This window comes from Rhodanobacter sp. Root179, from assembly GCF_001428465.1.
Taxonomy (GTDB): domain Bacteria; phylum Pseudomonadota; class Gammaproteobacteria; order Xanthomonadales; family Rhodanobacteraceae; genus Rhodanobacter.
The window spans coordinates 25,437-42,342 of sequence record NZ_LMHR01000055.1 but is presented as its reverse complement, the minus strand read 5'-3'; the positions used below and the strand labels follow the sequence as shown (position 1 = coordinate 42,342).

The 16,906-nt window shown below is 68.8% G+C and carries 14 protein-coding genes; 1 reads left to right on the top strand and 13 read right to left on the bottom strand.

All coding sequences use genetic code 11. The features are described from left to right. The 8 genes from ASD82_RS04360 to ASD82_RS04325 all read right to left on the bottom strand — a co-directional run. The coding region (locus ASD82_RS04360) for an autotransporter-associated beta strand repeat-containing protein (protein ID WP_200950212.1) at positions 1-4,413 on the bottom strand (4,413 nt) is incomplete at its 3' end. Between the two features lie 415 nt (positions 4,414-4,828). Then, the gene (locus ASD82_RS04355; RefSeq protein ID WP_056715956.1) at positions 4,829-5,293 is read right to left on the bottom strand and encodes a hypothetical protein; all 465 of its coding nucleotides are present in this window, start codon (positions 5,291-5,293) and stop codon (positions 4,829-4,831) included. Next, positions 5,277-7,595: an MMPL family transporter gene (locus tag ASD82_RS04350; RefSeq protein WP_200950211.1), complete on the bottom strand. Its 2,319-nt coding sequence runs from the start codon at positions 7,593-7,595 to the stop codon at positions 5,277-5,279. The genes ASD82_RS04355 and ASD82_RS04350 overlap by 17 nt, the downstream gene beginning before the upstream one ends. Before the next feature lie 2 nt (positions 7,596-7,597). Next, the gene (locus ASD82_RS04345; protein ID WP_304437861.1) at positions 7,598-8,227 is read right to left on the bottom strand and encodes a LolA-related protein; all 630 of its coding nucleotides are present in this window, start codon (positions 8,225-8,227) and stop codon (positions 7,598-7,600) included. Further along, the gene (locus ASD82_RS04340; RefSeq protein ID WP_056715947.1) at positions 8,181-9,137 is read right to left on the bottom strand and encodes an acyltransferase; all 957 of its coding nucleotides are present in this window, start codon (positions 9,135-9,137) and stop codon (positions 8,181-8,183) included. The genes ASD82_RS04345 and ASD82_RS04340 overlap by 47 nt, the downstream gene beginning before the upstream one ends. Then, the gene (locus ASD82_RS04335) at positions 9,134-9,439 is read right to left on the bottom strand and encodes a hydroxymyristoyl-ACP dehydratase (RefSeq protein ID WP_056715944.1); all 306 of its coding nucleotides are present in this window, start codon (positions 9,437-9,439) and stop codon (positions 9,134-9,136) included. Before ASD82_RS04335 ends, ASD82_RS04340 begins: the two co-directional genes overlap by 4 nt. After that, a complete protein-coding gene (locus tag ASD82_RS04330; RefSeq protein WP_056715943.1) occupies positions 9,436-10,152 on the bottom strand; it encodes a hypothetical protein in 717 nt (238 codons plus the stop codon). The genes ASD82_RS04335 and ASD82_RS04330 overlap by 4 nt, the downstream gene beginning before the upstream one ends. Before the next feature lie 102 nt (positions 10,153-10,254). Then, entirely contained in the window at positions 10,255-10,524 is a 270-nt protein-coding gene (locus ASD82_RS04325; RefSeq protein ID WP_056715942.1) for a phosphopantetheine-binding protein, read from the bottom strand. A 92-nt stretch (positions 10,525-10,616) separates the two neighbouring features. Here ASD82_RS04325 and ASD82_RS04320 point away from each other — a divergent pair, with 92 nt between their 5' ends. Next, positions 10,617-11,609, top strand: a complete 993-nt coding sequence (locus ASD82_RS04320; protein ID WP_056715935.1) for a hypothetical protein — start codon at positions 10,617-10,619, stop codon at positions 11,607-11,609. Positions 11,610-11,649: 40 nt separating this feature from the next. On the opposite strand, the gene glmU is transcribed toward ASD82_RS04320, so the two are convergent. The 5 genes from glmU to atpG all read right to left on the bottom strand — a co-directional run bounded on the left by glmU (position 11,650) and on the right by atpG (position 16,819). Continuing rightward, entirely contained in the window at positions 11,650-13,017 is a 1,368-nt protein-coding gene (glmU, locus tag ASD82_RS04315; protein ID WP_056715932.1) for a bifunctional UDP-N-acetylglucosamine diphosphorylase/glucosamine-1-phosphate N-acetyltransferase GlmU, read from the bottom strand. 71 nt (positions 13,018-13,088) lie between these two features. Next, positions 13,089-13,619, bottom strand: a complete 531-nt coding sequence (locus ASD82_RS04310; protein WP_056715930.1) for a hypothetical protein — start codon at positions 13,617-13,619, stop codon at positions 13,089-13,091. Positions 13,620-13,855: 236 nt separating this feature from the next. After that, the gene (locus tag ASD82_RS04305; protein WP_056715927.1) at positions 13,856-14,281 is read right to left on the bottom strand and encodes a F0F1 ATP synthase subunit epsilon; all 426 of its coding nucleotides are present in this window, start codon (positions 14,279-14,281) and stop codon (positions 13,856-13,858) included. A gap of 124 nt (positions 14,282-14,405) precedes the next feature. After that, complete coding sequence (gene atpD / locus ASD82_RS04300; protein ID WP_056715925.1) at positions 14,406-15,818, bottom strand: F0F1 ATP synthase subunit beta; 1,413 nt, start codon at positions 15,816-15,818, stop codon at positions 14,406-14,408. A gap of 83 nt (positions 15,819-15,901) precedes the next feature. Further along, positions 15,902-16,819 (bottom strand): F0F1 ATP synthase subunit gamma, encoded by a 918-nt coding sequence (gene atpG, locus ASD82_RS04295; RefSeq protein ID WP_056715922.1) that lies wholly within the window; start codon positions 16,817-16,819, stop codon positions 15,902-15,904. Positions 16,820-16,906: the final 87 nt, after the last annotated feature.

Sequence of the window (16,906 nt, the reverse complement as noted above, 5' to 3'; positions counted from 1 at the left end):
GGTGCCGCCGGCGTAGCTGTTGGCACCGGTCAGGGTGAGCACGCCGGCGCCATCCTTGACCAGTGCGCCGCTGCCGGAGATCGCGCCGGCAACGCCCACGTCATCGCTCCGGTCGAACACCAGCGTGCCGTTGTTGGTCACCGCACCGCTGCCCAGCGATCCGCTGGTGCCGCCGTCGCCGACCTGCAGGATGCCGGCCTCGATGACGGTGCCGCCGCTGTAACTGTTGGCGCCGCCCAGCAGCAGGCTGCCGGCACCGAGCTTGCGCAGGCTGCCGCTGCCGTCCAATGCCTGCGCCACGGTGAAGGTGTGGCCGGCATCGACGATGTCGAAGCCGCCGCCAGCGGCAGTCATCGACAATGCGCGCGTGGTGCTGGCGAAGCTGCTGCCGGTCACCTGCAGCACGCCGCCATCGAGCACCAGGGCGCCGCCGGCGTCACCGAGGTTGGCATCGGCGGACACCGACAGCGTGCCGCCGCTGACCGTGGTGCCACCGGTGTAGGTGTTGTTGCCGGCCAGGATCAGGGTGCCGGCGTCGGCCTTGTCCAGGCCGTCGCTGCCGGCGATCACGTTGTTGATCGTGGCCGTCCAGTCCGCGCCGGCGCTGCTGCCGTCGCCGACCCGGATCACCGGCGTCGCGCCCTGGCCGCCGACCAGGGTCAGCGTGTCGCCGCCGAGCACATAGCCATCGCTGGCGAACTGCAGGCCGCTGGCGGTGACGGCGCCGTTGCCGCCATCCACCGTCACCGTGCCTGCATCGCCGCCGAAGATGGCAAAGCCCGGCTGCGGCTGCATCGCCGCGTCGACGGAGCCGATGGCATCGGTCCACAACGGCGCGGTCGTCGACCATGTACCGCTGCCGCCGCCCATCCGGGTGGCCGTGGCCTGGCCATTGGCGTTCCAGAAGTTCAGCGTCAGGCCGGCAGTGTTGAGCAGGTTGATCTGCTTGCTGGCGAGGAGCGTCTGCAGTTGCAGGATGCTGCCGGCCGGCGTGGCGCCGAAGGCAAGACCGCCGTTGCTCTCGACCAGGGCGCCGCCCCAGCGGAACACGTTGTAGAGGCCGGCACCCATGCCGCCGGCGTCGACGACGTTGAGCACGGCACCGTTCAGCGTGAGGTCGCCGTCGACCTGCACGCTGTCGCCCGCGCCGAAGGTATGCAGGTCCGCGCCGGGGGCGCCGAACTCGTAATCCAGCACACTGCCGGATGCGGCGCCGAGATTGCCGCCGATGCTGAGCGTGCCGATGGAACCGCCCGGGGCCAGGTGTCCGCCGGACTGCAGCGCGACATCACCGTCGATGCGGCCGTGGCCGCCCAGCGTGGCGCCGCTGTCCACCTGGGTATCGCCGGCAATCGCGGCGGAAGCGTACGCGGCGTCGCCCACCAGCAGGGTGCCACCGCGCAGCTCGGTGAGGCCGGCGTAGGTGTTGACGCCGTTCAGCACCTGGCGGCCGTCGGCCATCACCAGGCCGCCACTGCCCCCGATGGTCCCGGCGAAGCTGTCGTGGGCATCGCTCAGGGTCAGCGTCTGGCTGCCCAGGGTCACCGCGCCGCCGCCGCCCAGGCTGGCGATGCTGGCGCCGGCGCTGGTGCCGGCGATGTCGAAGATGCCGTTGTCGGTCAGCCCGCTGGATGCGGCGATGCTGCCTGCGCCGGTCAGTGCCCAGGTGCCGGCCGCGATGGTGGTGCTGCCGGTATAGGTGCTGATGCCGCTGAAGGTGGCGCTGCCGCGGTCGTCGGCAAACACCACGCTGCCGCCAGTGCCACCGGCGATGCCGCCATCTGCCAGCACACCGCCGAAGCTCCAGTTGGAGGAGCCCAGGCTGATGGTGAGCGTCTGCGCGCCCAGCGCCACGGTGCCGTCGCCGTACAGGGTCGCGACCTGGGCTCCCGCGTTCGTCTGCGACAGGTCGAAGAAGGCGCCGCTGGCAATGTTCAGGGTGCCGCTGATCGCACCGTCGCCGGACAGCGCCAGCGTGCCGGCGTCGATGCCGGTGCCCTGGTACGAATTGGCGTTGCCGGTGAGGGTCAGCGTGCCCGCGCCGTCCTTGATGAGGTTGCCGTAACTGGCCGTGGTGATCGGACCGGCCAGGGTGACGTCAAAACCCTGGCTGTCGATGTGGGCGGAATTGGTGATCTCGATGGCACGCGACGAGCTGAACGAGGCGCCGGCCTGCAGCGTGGCATTTCCGATGCTCACCGCGCCGCTGCTGTCGCCCAGGTTGCCGTCGGCGGCAACGGACAGCGTGCCGGCGTTGATGAAGGTGCCGCCGCTATAGCTGTTTGCACCGCTCAGCGTGAGCGTGCCGGCGCCGGTCTTGGTCAGGCTGCCGGCGCCGCTGACGAGGCCCGCGTAGTTGCCGTCGCTGGCCTGGTCGAAAACCAGCGCCGCGCCGTCGTCGATGTTGCCGACCAGACTGCTGCTGTCGCCGACCAGGGTACCTCCGGTGATCGACCACGTTTGCGCCGCGGAGCCGTTGCCGCTGAGCGTCCAGGTGCTGGCGCCGCTCTTCCGGTGGCTGGCAAAACCGAAGACGGAGCCGATGTCGAAGGTGTTGCCGCCAACGGCATCGACGTCGCCGCCGAGGATGAGGCTGTCGCCGCCCACGCCGGTGCCGCTGCTGCTGATCACGGCGCCGGTGATGCTGGAGCCCGCGCGCAGCAGCAGGGAATTGCCGCCGCCGGACAGCAGCACCGCGATGGCCTGGGTGCCATCGTCGGAGGTGACGCCGCCCACCAGGCTGCCGCCGTTGTCGATCGATGTCTGCCCGTTGGCGACGATGGCCGCGGCGCCGGCGTTGGCACCCTGGCCGTTGCCGCCCTGGATCGTGCCGCCCGCGCGGTTGACGATGCTGGTCGCGTTCGCGATCACGGCGGTTCCGGCGATGATGCCGCCGGTGCCCGCGATGGTGCCGCTGTTGTCGATGCTGACGCCGTCGACGGCGACGATCGCGGCCCCGCCGGTGGTGCTGATGTCGCTGAGGCCGCCTTCGTCGCCGAGGATCGAGGCGCCCGACTGGTTGACGATGCTCACGTTGCCACTGGCATGAATGCCCTGGCCGCCGATGTTGCCGAGATGGAACACGCCGCCGTAGCCGCCTTCGATGATGCCGCCGGTGCGGTTGGTGATGCTGATCTGCTCGCCGCTGGCAGCGGTGGCCGCGATGCCGATGCCGCCGGTGCCGCCACCGCCACCGAAGCCGCCGGTGCCGCCTGCGATCCGGCCGCTGTTGCCGATGGTCACGTTGCCGGTGGCCTGGATACCGCTGCCACCGACGCCGTTGCCGCTGAAACCGGGAGCGGCCTGGGCGCCCACGCCGCCGCTCACGCTGCCCGCGTTGTCGATGACGAAGCTCGCCGCACCGCTGGTGGTGGCCGTGATGCCGTTGCCACCAGTGGTGCCGCTGTTCAGGGTAGCGCCACCCATGATGTTGCCGCTGGCCTGGTTGGTGACCTGGCTGCCGTTGCCACCCACGATGCCGGCGCCAGCGATGGTGAAGGCGTCGCCACCGGCGATGTCGCCGCTGTTGGTGACGTGGCTGCCGTCAGCGGCCAGGTCGACACCGGCGCCGCCTTCGCCAGCGGCGCCGCTGAAGCTGCCCGGACCGCCCGAAGCGCCGCCCGCACCGCCGGTGATCTGGCCGCTGTTGCTCAGGTTGCCGTTCGCGCCCGCCACCAGGATGCCGTCGCCACCACCGCCACCGCCGCCGCTCCATTGGCCGGTGGCGCCGTTACCGCCGTTGCCGCCGGTGATGCTGCCGGCGTTGCCGAGCGTGCTGCCATCGGTCAACACGACCAGGCCGGCGCCGCCGCCACCACCGCCGCCGCCGATGCGGTCACCGTCGCCGCCGTTGCCGCCATTGCCGCCGGTGATGCCCAAGCCGACACCGAGAGTGAGGCTGGTGCCTGCGGTGTACACGCCGTCGCCGCCACCGCCGCCGCCACCGCTCATGAAGGTGACGCCCGGATCGGTCTGGCCGTCCGCGCCGTCGCCGCCGCTGATCGAGGTATTGCCGATGGCGGTGGCGCCCACGCTGCCGCCGGCACCGCCGGCGCTGATGGCCGAGCCGCCGTGGCCGCCATCACCGCCATTGCCATTGCTGCCGGCATCGCCCGCCAAACCGCTGCCACCCTGGCCACCCGTGCCGTTGCCGTTGCCGCCGCTGCCGCCGTAGGCGCCGCCGCCCGCGCCACCCGCACCACCCAGACTGCCGCCCACGGTGGCCCATGCCGGCAGCGGAACCAGGCTGACCGACAGCGCCGCGGCGCAAGCCACCGCCACCAAGCGGTGCGGCGTGCGGGCGCGCGTGGCCGCGGCGGTGACTCCGCTCCGATGTGGCGTGACAGCCAGCTCCGAAGCCACCTGCATCACGCGCAGGGCGCGGTTCCAGATCAGACGGTAGGTATGGTTCATGGCGCGAGGTCCTTGGCAAGAGAACGGGGCGGCGGTCGCATCAATGCGGTCACCGGAAGAAGGAAGCGGGGATAGCGCCGCGACGGGGCGGCGGCGGGCGTACAGGTCGGCGTGGCCCGGCACGGAAAGAGTCGATCGGATGTGCGTGGCGCAAGGGGCAGGGGCGCTGCGGGGTCGCGGCGCTTGCGGTTTCCGTCCGGCAGTCGCCCGTCAGCATGTCCATTGCGCAGGATCTCCCTTGGTCACTCGGCACCGCGGGCAGCGTGACGCCGGGCGCACCGCAAAGCATAAGCGAAGATGGCTTGCGATGTTCAATCGCGATGGCGGTCAACCGGCTCGCCGGGCAACCTGATCATCGCCGTATTGCGTTTCGATCACGCGCGGTGCGGACTCCGCCGGGTGACGCCGACCCGGGTCACGCCAGCGGGCCGGCGGCTCCCGCATCCGCAATCGACGGATGGATGACGGCCGCGCGCCCATGGGCCAGCATGCGACCGCGGTGTTCGACACGGAACGCATACTGCGCACCGCCATCGTCCGCGTAGAGGCATTCGGCATGGACGTCCAGATGACCGTCCAGCTGATCGACGTACTCCTCGAACAACTGCACGTCGCGCAGGCTGACCAGCATGCCCGGCCGCACCTGTTCGTCGCCGCGCGCGCGGGCCAGCAGCGCGCCGTGCACGGCCATCGCCTGCGCGCCGTATTCGGCCAGGTGCACCGCGTGCAGGCCGTGTTCGCCACGCAGCGGATTGTCGGCGCGCGCATGGCCGGCGCTGGTCGCGTGGATCGTGCGTGCGTCCCACGCGAGCACGGCGTCGAGCAGGCACATCGTGCCCGCATGGGGAATCAGTTTTTCCCAATCACTCTTCGGCAGCATGCGGCGCCATCAGGATCGACAGGCAGAAGTGGAAGGCCACGCCCAGGCTCACGGTGAGGCCGATCGCGCGCAGCACCGGGATCGTGGCCCACGCCAGCATGCCGAACACCAGCAGCGCGGACAGCACGCAGACGATGGTGGCGTGCAGGGTGCGCCGCTGTTCGGCGGGGTCGCCGGTGTCGCGCTCGAAGAACAGCGCGTAGTGCAGGCCCAGCCCGCCGGCCAGGATCAGCGCCACCAAGTGGAACAGCGAGATCTCGATGCCGATCACCCGCTCAACCGCCAGCACCAGGAAGGTGGCCAGAGTCATCGGCGCCAGCACATGCCAGGCGCGGCGCACGCTGCGCAGTGCGAAGCTGATCGTCAGCACCAGCAGCAGGCTGGCCGCCAGCAGTGCCTGCAGGATGCGCGTGCGGTAGTCGACCACCAGCGATTCGGAGGCGGCCTTCAGATCCAGCAGGCGCACGCTGCCCTGGCTGCCGGCGCCCAGCGAACGCAGCGCGGCCACGTCGTGCACGCCGCTGACCGTGCCCAGGCCCAGCCAGTGACCGTCGCGCTCGACCAGCATCGCGGCCAGGCGCTGGCCCAGCGGGGTCTGCGCGTAGCGCTCGGGCGTCAGCGGCGGCAGGCTGCGTGCGGTTTCCACGTCGTCGACGAAGGGCTGGAACAGGTCGGCGCGGAAGGGCAGGCCATGCAGCGCTTCATCCAGTGCACGCTGCAGCGTGGCGCGATCAGGCAGCTTCGCCTGCCGCTCGCGTTGTACCGCGACGCTGGGCAGGTAACGCGACGGCAGTTCCAGCGCATCGGCGGCATGCTTTGTCACCAGCGCGTCGACTTGGGGCTGCAACCGCTCCGACAACGCCAGCACGCCCTGCTCAGTCGATGCCTGCAGCACCAGCAGGTAGCGCACGTCGGGCGCGCCCAGCGCCTCGCGCAGGCGTGCGTCGTGCTGCAGCAGGTCCTGCGGCAGCGGGGTCAGCGCGGCCAGGTTGTTCTGCCAGAACGAACCACGCGCCAGGGCCAGCATCACCACGATCGCGACGGCGACCAGCAGCGGAATCCAGCGCGGTCGCGGCAGCTGGTCGACGAAGCGTCGCGCCCGCGCCAGCCAGGCCATGTCGGCCACGTCGCGCACGCGCCGAGGCAGCAGGTGCGGCAGCAAGTAGCGCGTGCTGAAGCCAGCCACCAGCAGGCCGACGATGGTGAACACCGCCAGCTGTTTCAGGCCGTTCACGCCGGACGCGTAGAACGCGAGGTAGGCGATGCACGCCGACGCAATCGCGGTAAGCAGCAGCGGCCACAACGCGCGCACGCTCTGCACCGCATCCTCACCGGCGCGGCGATGGCTGAGCACGCGGATCGGGTACTCCTGCGCCACGCCGAGCAGGGTGAAGCCGAACGCCAGGGTGATGCCGTGCACGTCGGGAAACGCCAGGGTCAGCGCCGCGATGCCGGCCAGCGCCGCGCTGGCGATCGGCAGCGCGCCCAGCAGCAGCGAACTGAAACTGCGATAGGCCAGCAGCAGCAGCGCGATGAAACCCACGGTGGAGATGCGCCCGATCCAGTCGGCCTGGTGCCGCGTCTGCGCGCCCACGACCACGCTGAAATAGCCAGGACCGCTGAGATCGAGCTTCGCCGCCGCGCTGCCCGGCAGCGCGGCGAAGGCCTGGCGGATGCCGTCGATGGATTGTTCCTGTGCACCCGGATCGAAGCCCGCGGCCACCGTCTGCACCAGCAGCAGCGCCTCGTCCTGCGGCGAGAACCACACGCCTTCGCGCACTTCGGGCGACTTCGCCGGCGCCCACAACTCGGCCAGCTTCAACACTTCCAGCGTGGGATCGCGGGGCAGCAGGCCCTTCAGCAGACTGGCGGCGGGCGAGGACAGATCATCCAGGCGCTGTTGCAGCTGATCGGCCAGGTAGGCCTCGTCCAGCGGCTGCGTGTCCAGCGTGGGCGAGAGCAGGAAGCGGTACGGCAACAGGCTGCTGTCCAGCGCGCCGAGATCGAAACTGCCGTTGACCACCTGGCTGTAGCGCGGGTCCTTCTTCAGCGCAGCGAGCAGACCCTGGCTCAACGCGGCCAGCTTCTCGTCGGGAGCGCCGCTGATCGACAACAACAGCAATCGCGAACCCGGGCCCTCGCCGACCTGCTCCATCAGCAGGCGCTGGTCGGGCGTGGTCGGCGCGGGCATGAAGCTGCGCAGGTCGGTGCTGATCTTCAGCCGCTGCGCCACCATCCAGCCCAGCGCGGCCAGCGCCAGCAACCACACGACCAGCAAGGTCGCACGGGCACCCCGGCGCATGCTCAGGGCGCGCCCTGGCACAGCGCCTGCAGCGCCTCGCGGGTCGGATCGGCGGGCATCTTCGCGGCCAGCGGACCGAGCAGGTCGACGGCGAGATCACCGTCGGCCTCCTGCATGTGCATGCAGCGCGACTGCTTGCCGACGCCGTCGATGCGGATGCTGGCCACGGTCTTCGCCACGCGCGCGTCGCGTGGCACCAGGCTCAGGGTCCAGGCGCCGTCGGCCTTGCCCGTCTGGGTGATTTCGAAGGACTTCTGCAGACGCGCCGCGTCGCCGCTGAGCAGGGCCACGAAGCTGTCCAGCAGCACTTGCAGCTGCGGCGCGCGCTTCAGCGAAAAGTGCCGCGCGCTCCTGCCCTCGCGCTGCTGGGTGACCTCGCCGTCGGCGATGGTGGAAGTCTCGCGTTGCGGCCGGTCGACGCGCCGCTGCAACTGGTCACCGCCCAGCCACGACAACTCGCCGGACACCACCAGCGGCTGCTGCAACACCTGCAGGAAACGCGCCTCGGCGAACGCCGTATGCGCGGGCGCCGGCTGGCCCAGCGCGGCGATCAGCGCATGCGCCGGGGAAGACGCGGGTGCCGGCTCAGACGCCGACGCGCTCGCGCACAGCGTCAGCAGCAGGCTCGGCAACAGGAGGTGCGTCTTGCCAGAAATCATAGAAATTGAACCAGTTGTAGGGAGCGACGTGAATGTAGTGCTCCAGTCGTTTCGCGTAGCGGGCAATCAGCGCATCGAGCGCCGGGCCTCGATCATGCCGCGGAATCTCCACCCGTTCGCTGAATGGCTCGAACACCAGCCGATAGCGGTTGCCGCCCAGATACAAGCCAAAGCACAGTACCACCGGCACCTGCAGCGTATGCGCCAGCAGCCACGGGCTGATCGGGAACGGCGCCGACGAACCGAGGAACTCGGTACGACGCAGCACCTCATGGCCGCGACCACGATCGGCCAGCATCGCCACCAGCGCACCGCTGCGGCAGGCTTCGGCCATCGCCAGCGCGATGCTGGTGCCATCCTGCGCCGCATCGATCACGCACTTGCCCACTTCCGGCGCCAGCTCTTCCAGCAGCTCGGTCATCGCCGGCGTCTTCTGCTTGTCCAGCACCACCCGCAGCGGCATGTCGGGTCTGCGCGCGCCCACCGCACGCAGGGCTTCGAAACTGCCCTGGTGCGAACCGAACAGCAGCACGCCATGACCGCGCGCGTAGCGCTCGTCGAGCAACTCCAGGCCTTCGGTCTCGATCTCGAACGGCTGCTCGCCATGCGCGAGCAGGAAGATCCGGTCCAGGATCGTGGCGGCGAAGCAATGGATGTGTTTCAGCACCTGCCACGATGACACCGGGCCGCCCAGCGCGCGTTCCAGGTACTGCCGCGAGGCCAGCCGCTCGGGCCCGCGACGCAGGTAGAAATACAGCGTGATCGGATACAGGCACCACCGGCCCAGCCGGCGGCCGCCGTACAGGGCGATGCTGCGGATCAGCCAGATCGCGAAGCGGCCGCCGCCCTCGGGCCGGCTTTGCCAGTGTTCGTCGTTGCTCATGCAGATCCCTCGACCACGCCGCGCGCCAGCAAGCAACCGTCGCGACGGATTTCGAAGCGGGCCCGCGAGCCTTCCGTCGCGACCCCGGTCAGACACAGCGTGGCCGTTTCATCGGGCAGCAACGGTGCCACGAACTTCGCCTCGAGTACCCGCGCCAGACGCTGCCCGCGCCAGCGGCCCAGCGCCAGCGCAACCTGTTCCAGCAAGACCACGCCGGGAACCAGCGGATGGCCGGGGAAGTGCCCCGGCAGTGCAGGATGCGCCGCGTCGATCCGCACACATTGTTCGAAGCGCTCGCTCATGACGGCATCACCCGTTTGCCGCGCACCAGTTGCGGCCAGTGCAGCGCCAGTTGCAGCATCATGTCGTGCAGGCCCGGATGGCTGAGATGGCGCAGGCGCCAGCGCCGGTAGAGATACTCCAGCAGGAACGCCACGCCCAGCAGCGCGTAGCAACCCAGGTGCAGCCATGCGGCCGCCCAGCGCTCGGGCACCTGCAGCGGCGAGGCGACGCCGAAGCGCTGCAGCAGGCCGCCGTGATCGGCACACAGCAGCAACACGGTCAGCAGCAGCGCCTGCGCGCCGAGCAACAGGGTCCAGAACCAGGTGAGCTGTCGAGCATAGGCCGCGACACCCGGCTGCTGCAATCGCTCGGCCCCTTCGATGGCGATGATGAAGCGTTCCACCAGCGGCTCGGCGGTTACCAGGGTGCGGCCGAACCAGATCGCCAGCAGCACATTGATCAGCACCGGCACCGCTTCCAGCAGCAGGTCGGCGAATCCGCGCATCCAGACCAGCAGCAGGCCGGTCAGCACGGCGCACCACGACAGCCATGCCGCAGCTCGTCGCGCCAGCATGGCTGGCAGCAGCAGGACGGTAAGCAGCAGCGCCAGCGCCAGCAGCGCGAAAATCTGTCGATGGCTCACCGCACCGGCGATCGCCAGCAGGGGATACGCCGGCAACAGGCACAGCGCAAGGCGCCGCGCATGGTCGGACGATGGAGGGGATGCCGTCATGCCAGGTTCCGCGTGAGCTTCATCCGGATGGCCACCCTGCCATCCCCACGGGAAGACCGCGTGACGAAACCATGGCGGAGCAACTGCGAACGTCGGCCAACCTCAGCCGGCGCGATGCTGCTCGACGTGGTCGGACAGGCTGCGCAGGCTGGTGAAGATCTGCCGGTTCTCCGGGTTGTCCGAGCGCAACTGAAAACCGTAGTGCTTGGACACGGCCAGGGCGATCTCCAGCGCGTCGATCGAATCCAGCCCCAGTTCGCCGCCGAACAGCGGTGCATCCGGCTCGATCTGCTCCGCCGTGACGGACTCGAGGTTCAGGCATTCCACCACCAGGGTGGCCAATTCGTGTTGCGCTGCGGTCTGCTCTGCCATGCTCGATTCCGTACGGTGTTTTCATTGCCTCCCCCCGGTGGCAGTGGGCGCGGAGTGTAACATAGCGCCCTTGTCGTCCCCGGTTGTCGAGAATGGTTCAGGGAAGTGAAAACCCGCAAATCGACTCGCTGGCGCGCCGCGCGCCGCGGGTTTCCTATCGCATGGCCGAACCCGCCGCGGTGCTTGCCGAACCCGGCACGCTGGCGGTGTTCGGCTTCGGCGAACACGCCCCGCGCAGCGGGGATCCGCGTTATCTGCAGGTACCGCTGGAAGCGTTCGATGGCCCGGCACCGCTGGAGCTGTGGCAGGTCGATGCGTCGGTGAGCAGCGGTCGCGACGGTGCGATGCACTGGGCGGCCGGCGGTGGCTGGCTGTTTGCCTCGATCGAGCTGGACGAGCGCGAGCATGGCGGCGCCACGGCCACCGCGGAGCTGGCCTATCGGCAGCTGCACCAGCTGGTAGCCGCGCGGACGGAGCATCACGTGCAGCGCGTGTGGAACTACCTCGGGGCCATCAACCACGGTGATGGCGACGCCGAGCATTACAAGCACTTCTGCGATGGCCGCGCCAGCGGCATGGGCGATTTCTTCAGCGAAGGTTTTCCGGCCGCCACGGCGATCGGTCACCACGGCGACGCGCATCGCTTGCAGGTCTACCTGTTGGCCTGCGATCGCCCCGGCCAGAAAGTCGAGAACCCGCGCCAGGTCAGCGCCTGGCGCTACCCCCGCCAGTACGGCCGGACCCCGCCCAGTTTCGCCCGCGCGATGAGCCTGCCAGCCGGCGATGTGCTGGCCATTTCCGGCACGGCCGCCGTGGTCGGCCATGCGTCGGCGCACCAGCACGACCTGGACGCCCAGCTCGCCGAAACCATGGTCAATCTCGACGCCTTGCTGGCCAATGCCGGCATGGCCAGCGGGTTCGACAGCCACTCGCCGCTGAAGGCGTATGTTCGCCATCGCGGCGACGCCGTCCGCGTGCGCGAGTTTCTCGGCAGTCGGCTGCCCGGCGTGCCGGTGCTGCTGTTGCACGGCGACATCTGCCGCAGCGAACTGCTGTTCGAGATCGACGGCTGGCGGTACGTCTGAGGAACGGGGGGAACGGTTAGAGCATCCCCGTTCCGACCGACTACCGCTTCACCGGCCGCTTCCAGCCCTCATAAGTCTGCTGCTTGCCGCGCGCCACGGTCAGCTCGCCATCGGGCGCGTCGCGGGTGATCACCGAGCCGGCGCCGATGGTGGCCTGGGCGCCGATCGACACCGGCGCGACCAGCGAACTGTTCGAGCCGATGAAGGCGCCGTCCCCGATCCGCGTGAGGTGCTTGTTCACGCCGTCGTAGTTGCAGGTGATGGTGCCGGCGCCGATGTTGACGCCACGGCCCACTTCGGTGTCGCCGAGATAGGTGAGGTGGTTGGCCTTGCTGCCTTCGCCGAGACGGGCCTTCTTGGTCTCGACGAAGTTGCCCACGTGCACGCCGGCATCCAGCTCGGTGCCCGGGCGCAGCCGCGCAAACGGGCCGATCGTGCAGGGACCGTGGGTGACCACGCCATCGAGGTCGCAGTGCGACTGCACCACGGTGCCGGCCGCCAGCTGCACGTTGCGCAAGCGGGTGAAGGCGCCGATGCGCACGTCATCGCCCAGCGCGACGTCGCCTTCCAGGATCACGTCGATGTCCAGCTCCACGTCGCGCCCGGCCGTGACCACGCCACGAACGTCGATGCGCAGCGGGTCGGCCAGCCGCACGCCGTCGCCAAGCAGGGCGTGCGCGGCGCGCTGGCGGAAAGCCGCCTCCAGTTCGGTCAGCTGCAGCGGATTGTTGGCGCCGGCGGCCTCGACCGGATCGGCGCACTCCACGCTCAACGCGGGATGGCTCTCCTCGGCCGCCATGCGGAAGATGTCGGTGAGGTAATACTCGCCCTGCGCGTTGTTGCGATCGAGCCGCCCGATCCAGCCGCGCAAGGCGCCGGCCCCGGCGATCAGGATGCCGGTGTTGACCAGGTTCACCGCACGCTGCACGTCGTCGGCATCCTTTTCCTCGACCACCGCCCGCACGCGGGCATTGCCGTCGCACAGCACCCGGCCGTAGCCGCGCGGCTCGGCCAGCCGCATGGTCAGCAGGCTGAAGCCGCCCTCGGCTTCCACCAGTTGCCGCAGCGTCTCGACGCGGGTCATCGGCACATCGCCATACAGCACCAGCACGCGCGCGTCGTCCGGCACCTCGCCCAGCGCCTGCTCCACCGCGTGGCCGGTGCCCAGGCGTTCGGCCTGCAGTGCCCAGCGCAGGTCGGCCTGGTCGGCGAACGCCGCCTGCACCTGCTCGCCGCAATGGCCGTAGACGATGTGCAACGCTGCCGGCTGCAACGCCCGCGCGGCCTCGATGACATGCGCCAGCAACGGCCTTCCGGCCAACGGCATAAGCACCTTGGGGCGGCTGGATTTCATCCGCGTGCCGGCGCCTGCCGCGAGGATGATGACGTGGAGTGGTGCGTGATTCATGCTGTCGGCCCTGACGTGTTTCGATCGAAAAGCATAGCAGCCGGTTCGGCGCCATTGCCGGCAGGCATGACTCAGGACTGCGCCGCCGCGGCCGAAACCGTGGACTGGCCCGCGTGGCATTCGAAGCGGAAGACGTAGGTGAGGCTGAATGGCCGCGTGCCGCTGTCCACCACATGGCTGTTGCCCTCGGCATCCGCGGCCCAGCGGCTGATGCTCAGTGGCTGGAACTGCCACTGCCGCGCGGCGGCACGCACCGCATCGATGAAGGCGTGCCGGCTCGCATCGGCCTGCTGCTCGCCGCTCACGCGCACCTCGGCCACCGCGCCCTGGTCATCGATGATCAACAGCGCCGGCACCTCCTGCGGCGGCGGGCAGATGGCCAGCAAGCCCGGCGGATACGCCGGCTTCACGCGCCGGAACGGCGTCGCGCCGCTGGACACCTCGCCCATCGCCAACTGGTAACGCACCGTGCCGGGCGGCGCCACCATCCGCCATGAGGCATCGCCACTGGGCGGCGGCGGCGCAATCCGGGACGTGCTGGCGCAGCCGGCCAGCGATGCGGCCAGAACGGCCAGTGACAACCTGCGCGCGAATCGGATCATGATGGGCTCCTGCCATGGACAAGGCCTCGGAAGCTATCAGATTACACGTGTAATATATACTGCCGTCACCACGGCATGGCTGTCCCGGATTCATCTGTTCCACACGCGAAAACGCCGGCACGAGGCCGGCGTTCGCAGTTCGCAATGTCCATCGAAGCAACCGCTTCATCCGCGAGTGCGGCCATGGACGGGCGCTTCTTGATCCTGGCTCTGCGCTCATGGACGAGCGCACAAACTCAGTGCTTCAGATTCTTGCGCAGACGTTCCAGTGCCTGCAGCTGGGTCATCGCTTCGGCCAGCTTGGCCTGCGCCTCGGCAATTTCCATCGCGTCGGTGCGATTGGCCAGGGCCGCCTCGGCTTCCTGCTTGGCGCGCTGCGCGGAGGCCTCGTCCAGATCGGCGGCGCGAGCCGCGCTGTCGGTCAGCACGGTGACCACCTGCGGCTGCACTTCCAGAATGCCGCCGGAGACCCAGAACTGCTGGCGCTCGCCGCCGTCCAGCAGCACGTCGACGTGACCGGGTTTCAGGCGGGTGATCAGCGGTGCGTGGCGCGGCGTGATGCCGAGCTCACCGAGCTCACCGGTGGCAACGACCATCGTCGCGTCGCCGGAGAAGATCTCGGCTTCGGCACTGACGATGTCGACGCGAATGGTTTGGGTCATGGCTTTTCTCGCTACGCTCGAAGGGAATGGGGAATCGGGAATGGGGAATGGTCAGGAGCGGTAGGAACCGGCGCTTTTGCTTTGCCGATTCCCCATTCTCTGCTCCCGATTCCCGAAAGCCGCCTCAGGCGGCTTTCTTGGCGCCCATGTCCTCGGCCTTCTTGATCGCCTCGTCGATGCCGCCGACCATGTAGAACGCCTGCTCCGGCAGGTGGTCGACGTCGCCGTCCACGATCATCTTGAAGCCGCGGATGGTTTCCTTCAGCGACACGTACTTGCCCGGCGAGCCGGTGAACACTTCGGCCACGTGGAACGGCTGCGAGAAGAAGCGCTCGCACTTGCGCGCGCGCGACACCGCCTGCTTGTCCTCTTCGCTCAGCTCGTCCATGCCGAGGATCGCGATGATGTCCTTCAGTTCCTTGTAGCGCTGCAGCGTGCCCTGCACGCGGCGGGCGACGTTGTAGTGCTCTTCGCCGATCACCAGCGGATCGAGCTGGCGGCTGGTCGAGGCCAGCGGATCCACCGCCGGGTAGATGCCGAGGCTGGCGATGTCGCGCGACAGCGCCACGGTGGAGTCCAGATGCACGAAGGTGGTGGCCGGCGACGGATCGGTGTAGTCATCGGCGGGCACGTAGACGGCCTGGATCGAGGTGATCGAGCCGGTCTTGGTCGAGGTGATGCGCTCCTGCAGCACGCCCATTTCCTCGGCCAGGGTCGGCTGGTAACCCACGGCGGACGGCATGCGGCCGAGCAGCGCGGACACTTCGGTGCCGGCCAGCGTGTAGCGGTAGATGTTGTCGACGAACAGCAGCACGTCCTTGCCCTTGCCGGTCTCGTCCTTCTCGTCGCGGAAGTACTCGGCCATGGTCAGGCCGGTCAGCGCGACGCGCAGGCGGTTGCCCGGCGGCTCGTTCATCTGGCCGTACACCATCGCGACCTTGTCCAGGACGTTGGAGTCCTTCATCTCGTGGTAGAAGTCGTTGCCCTCGCGGGTACGCTCGCCCACGCCGGCGAACACGGACAGACCCGAGTGCGCCTTGGCGATGTTGTTGATCAGCTCCATCATGTTGACGGTCTTGCCGACGCCGGCGCCGCCGAACAGGCCGACCTTGCCGCCCTTGGCGAACGGGCAGACCAGGTCGATGACCTTGATGCCGGTTTCCAGCAGGTCGGTCGCAGCCGCCTGCTCGTCATAGCTGGGCGCTTCGCGGTGGATGACCCACTGATCCTGCTCGCCGATCGGGCCGGCTTCGTCGATCGGGTTGCCGAGCACGTCCATGATGCGGCCGAGGGTCGCCTTGCCGACCGGCACCTTGATGCCTTCGCCGGTGTTGCGCGCCTGCAGGCCGCGCTTCAGGCCTTCGGTGGAACCGAGCGCGATCGTGCGCACGATGCCGTCGCCGAGCTGCTGCTGGACTTCCAGCGTGATCTCGGTGCCGTCGATCTTCAGTGCGTCATACACCTGCGGCACCTGATCGCGGGGGAATTCCACGTCGACGACCGCGCCGATGATCTGAACAACTTTGCCCTGGCTCATGCTGATAGCTCCGGATGAATCTCTTTAGGTCTGTTGCGGCGCCGCTTCGCGTCGCCATGAATTTTTTTCAAGAGCTGCCGCGGTTACACCGCAGCCGCTCCTCCCACGATTTCGGAAATTTCCTGGGTGATCGCGGCCTGGCGGGCCTTGTTGTAGACCAGCGTCAATTCGCCGATCACCTTGTTCGCGTTGTCCGACGCGCTCTTCATCGCGACCATGCGGGCGGCGTGCTCGCTGGCCAGGTTCTCCAGGGCCGCCTGGTACACCACGGACTCGATGTAGCGACCCAGCACGTGCTCCAGCACGGTCTGCGCGTCGGGCTCGTAGATGTAGTCCCAGTCGTGGCTAGCTTCCAGCTTCACGCCGGCGTAGGCCGACTCGCCGGCCGCCTGATGGGCTTCCATTTCCGTGGCCACCAGCGGCAGCGGCAGCAGCGCATCGATGGTCGGCTTCTGCGTCATGGTGTTGACGAAGTCGTTGTAGGCGAGGAACACGCGATCCAGACCGTTGGACGTATAGGCGTCCATCATCACCTTGATCACGCCGACCAGTTGCTCCAGCTTGGGCTTCTCGCCCAGATGGGTCACGCTGCCGATCAGGTTGACGCCCTTGAGCCGGCGGAAGAACGCCACCGCCTTCTGGCCCACCGCGACCACGTCGACCTGCACGCCCTGCTTCTGCCACTCGACGATGGCCGGCAGCAGGCGGCGGAACAGGTTGGAGTTGAGGCCGCCGCACAGGCCGCGGTCGGTCGAGACCACGATGAAACCGACCCGCGCCACGTTGTCGCGCTGGGTCAAGAACGGATGGCTGAAATCGGTGCTGGCCTGGGCCACGTGCGCGATCACCTTGCGCATCGAGCGGGCATACGGACGCGAGGCCTTCATCAGGTCCTGCGCACGACGGATCTTGGCGGCAGAGACCATTTCGAGCGCGCGCGTCACCTTGCGCATGTTCTGCGTGCTCTTGATCTTGGTTTTGATTTCGCGTCCGCTGGCCATGCTTTACTCGCTCGCTTTGCTCACTCGGGGGAATCGGGAATGGGGAATGGGGAATGGTTCAAAGCGGAGCGCGATGCGCCGTGGCTC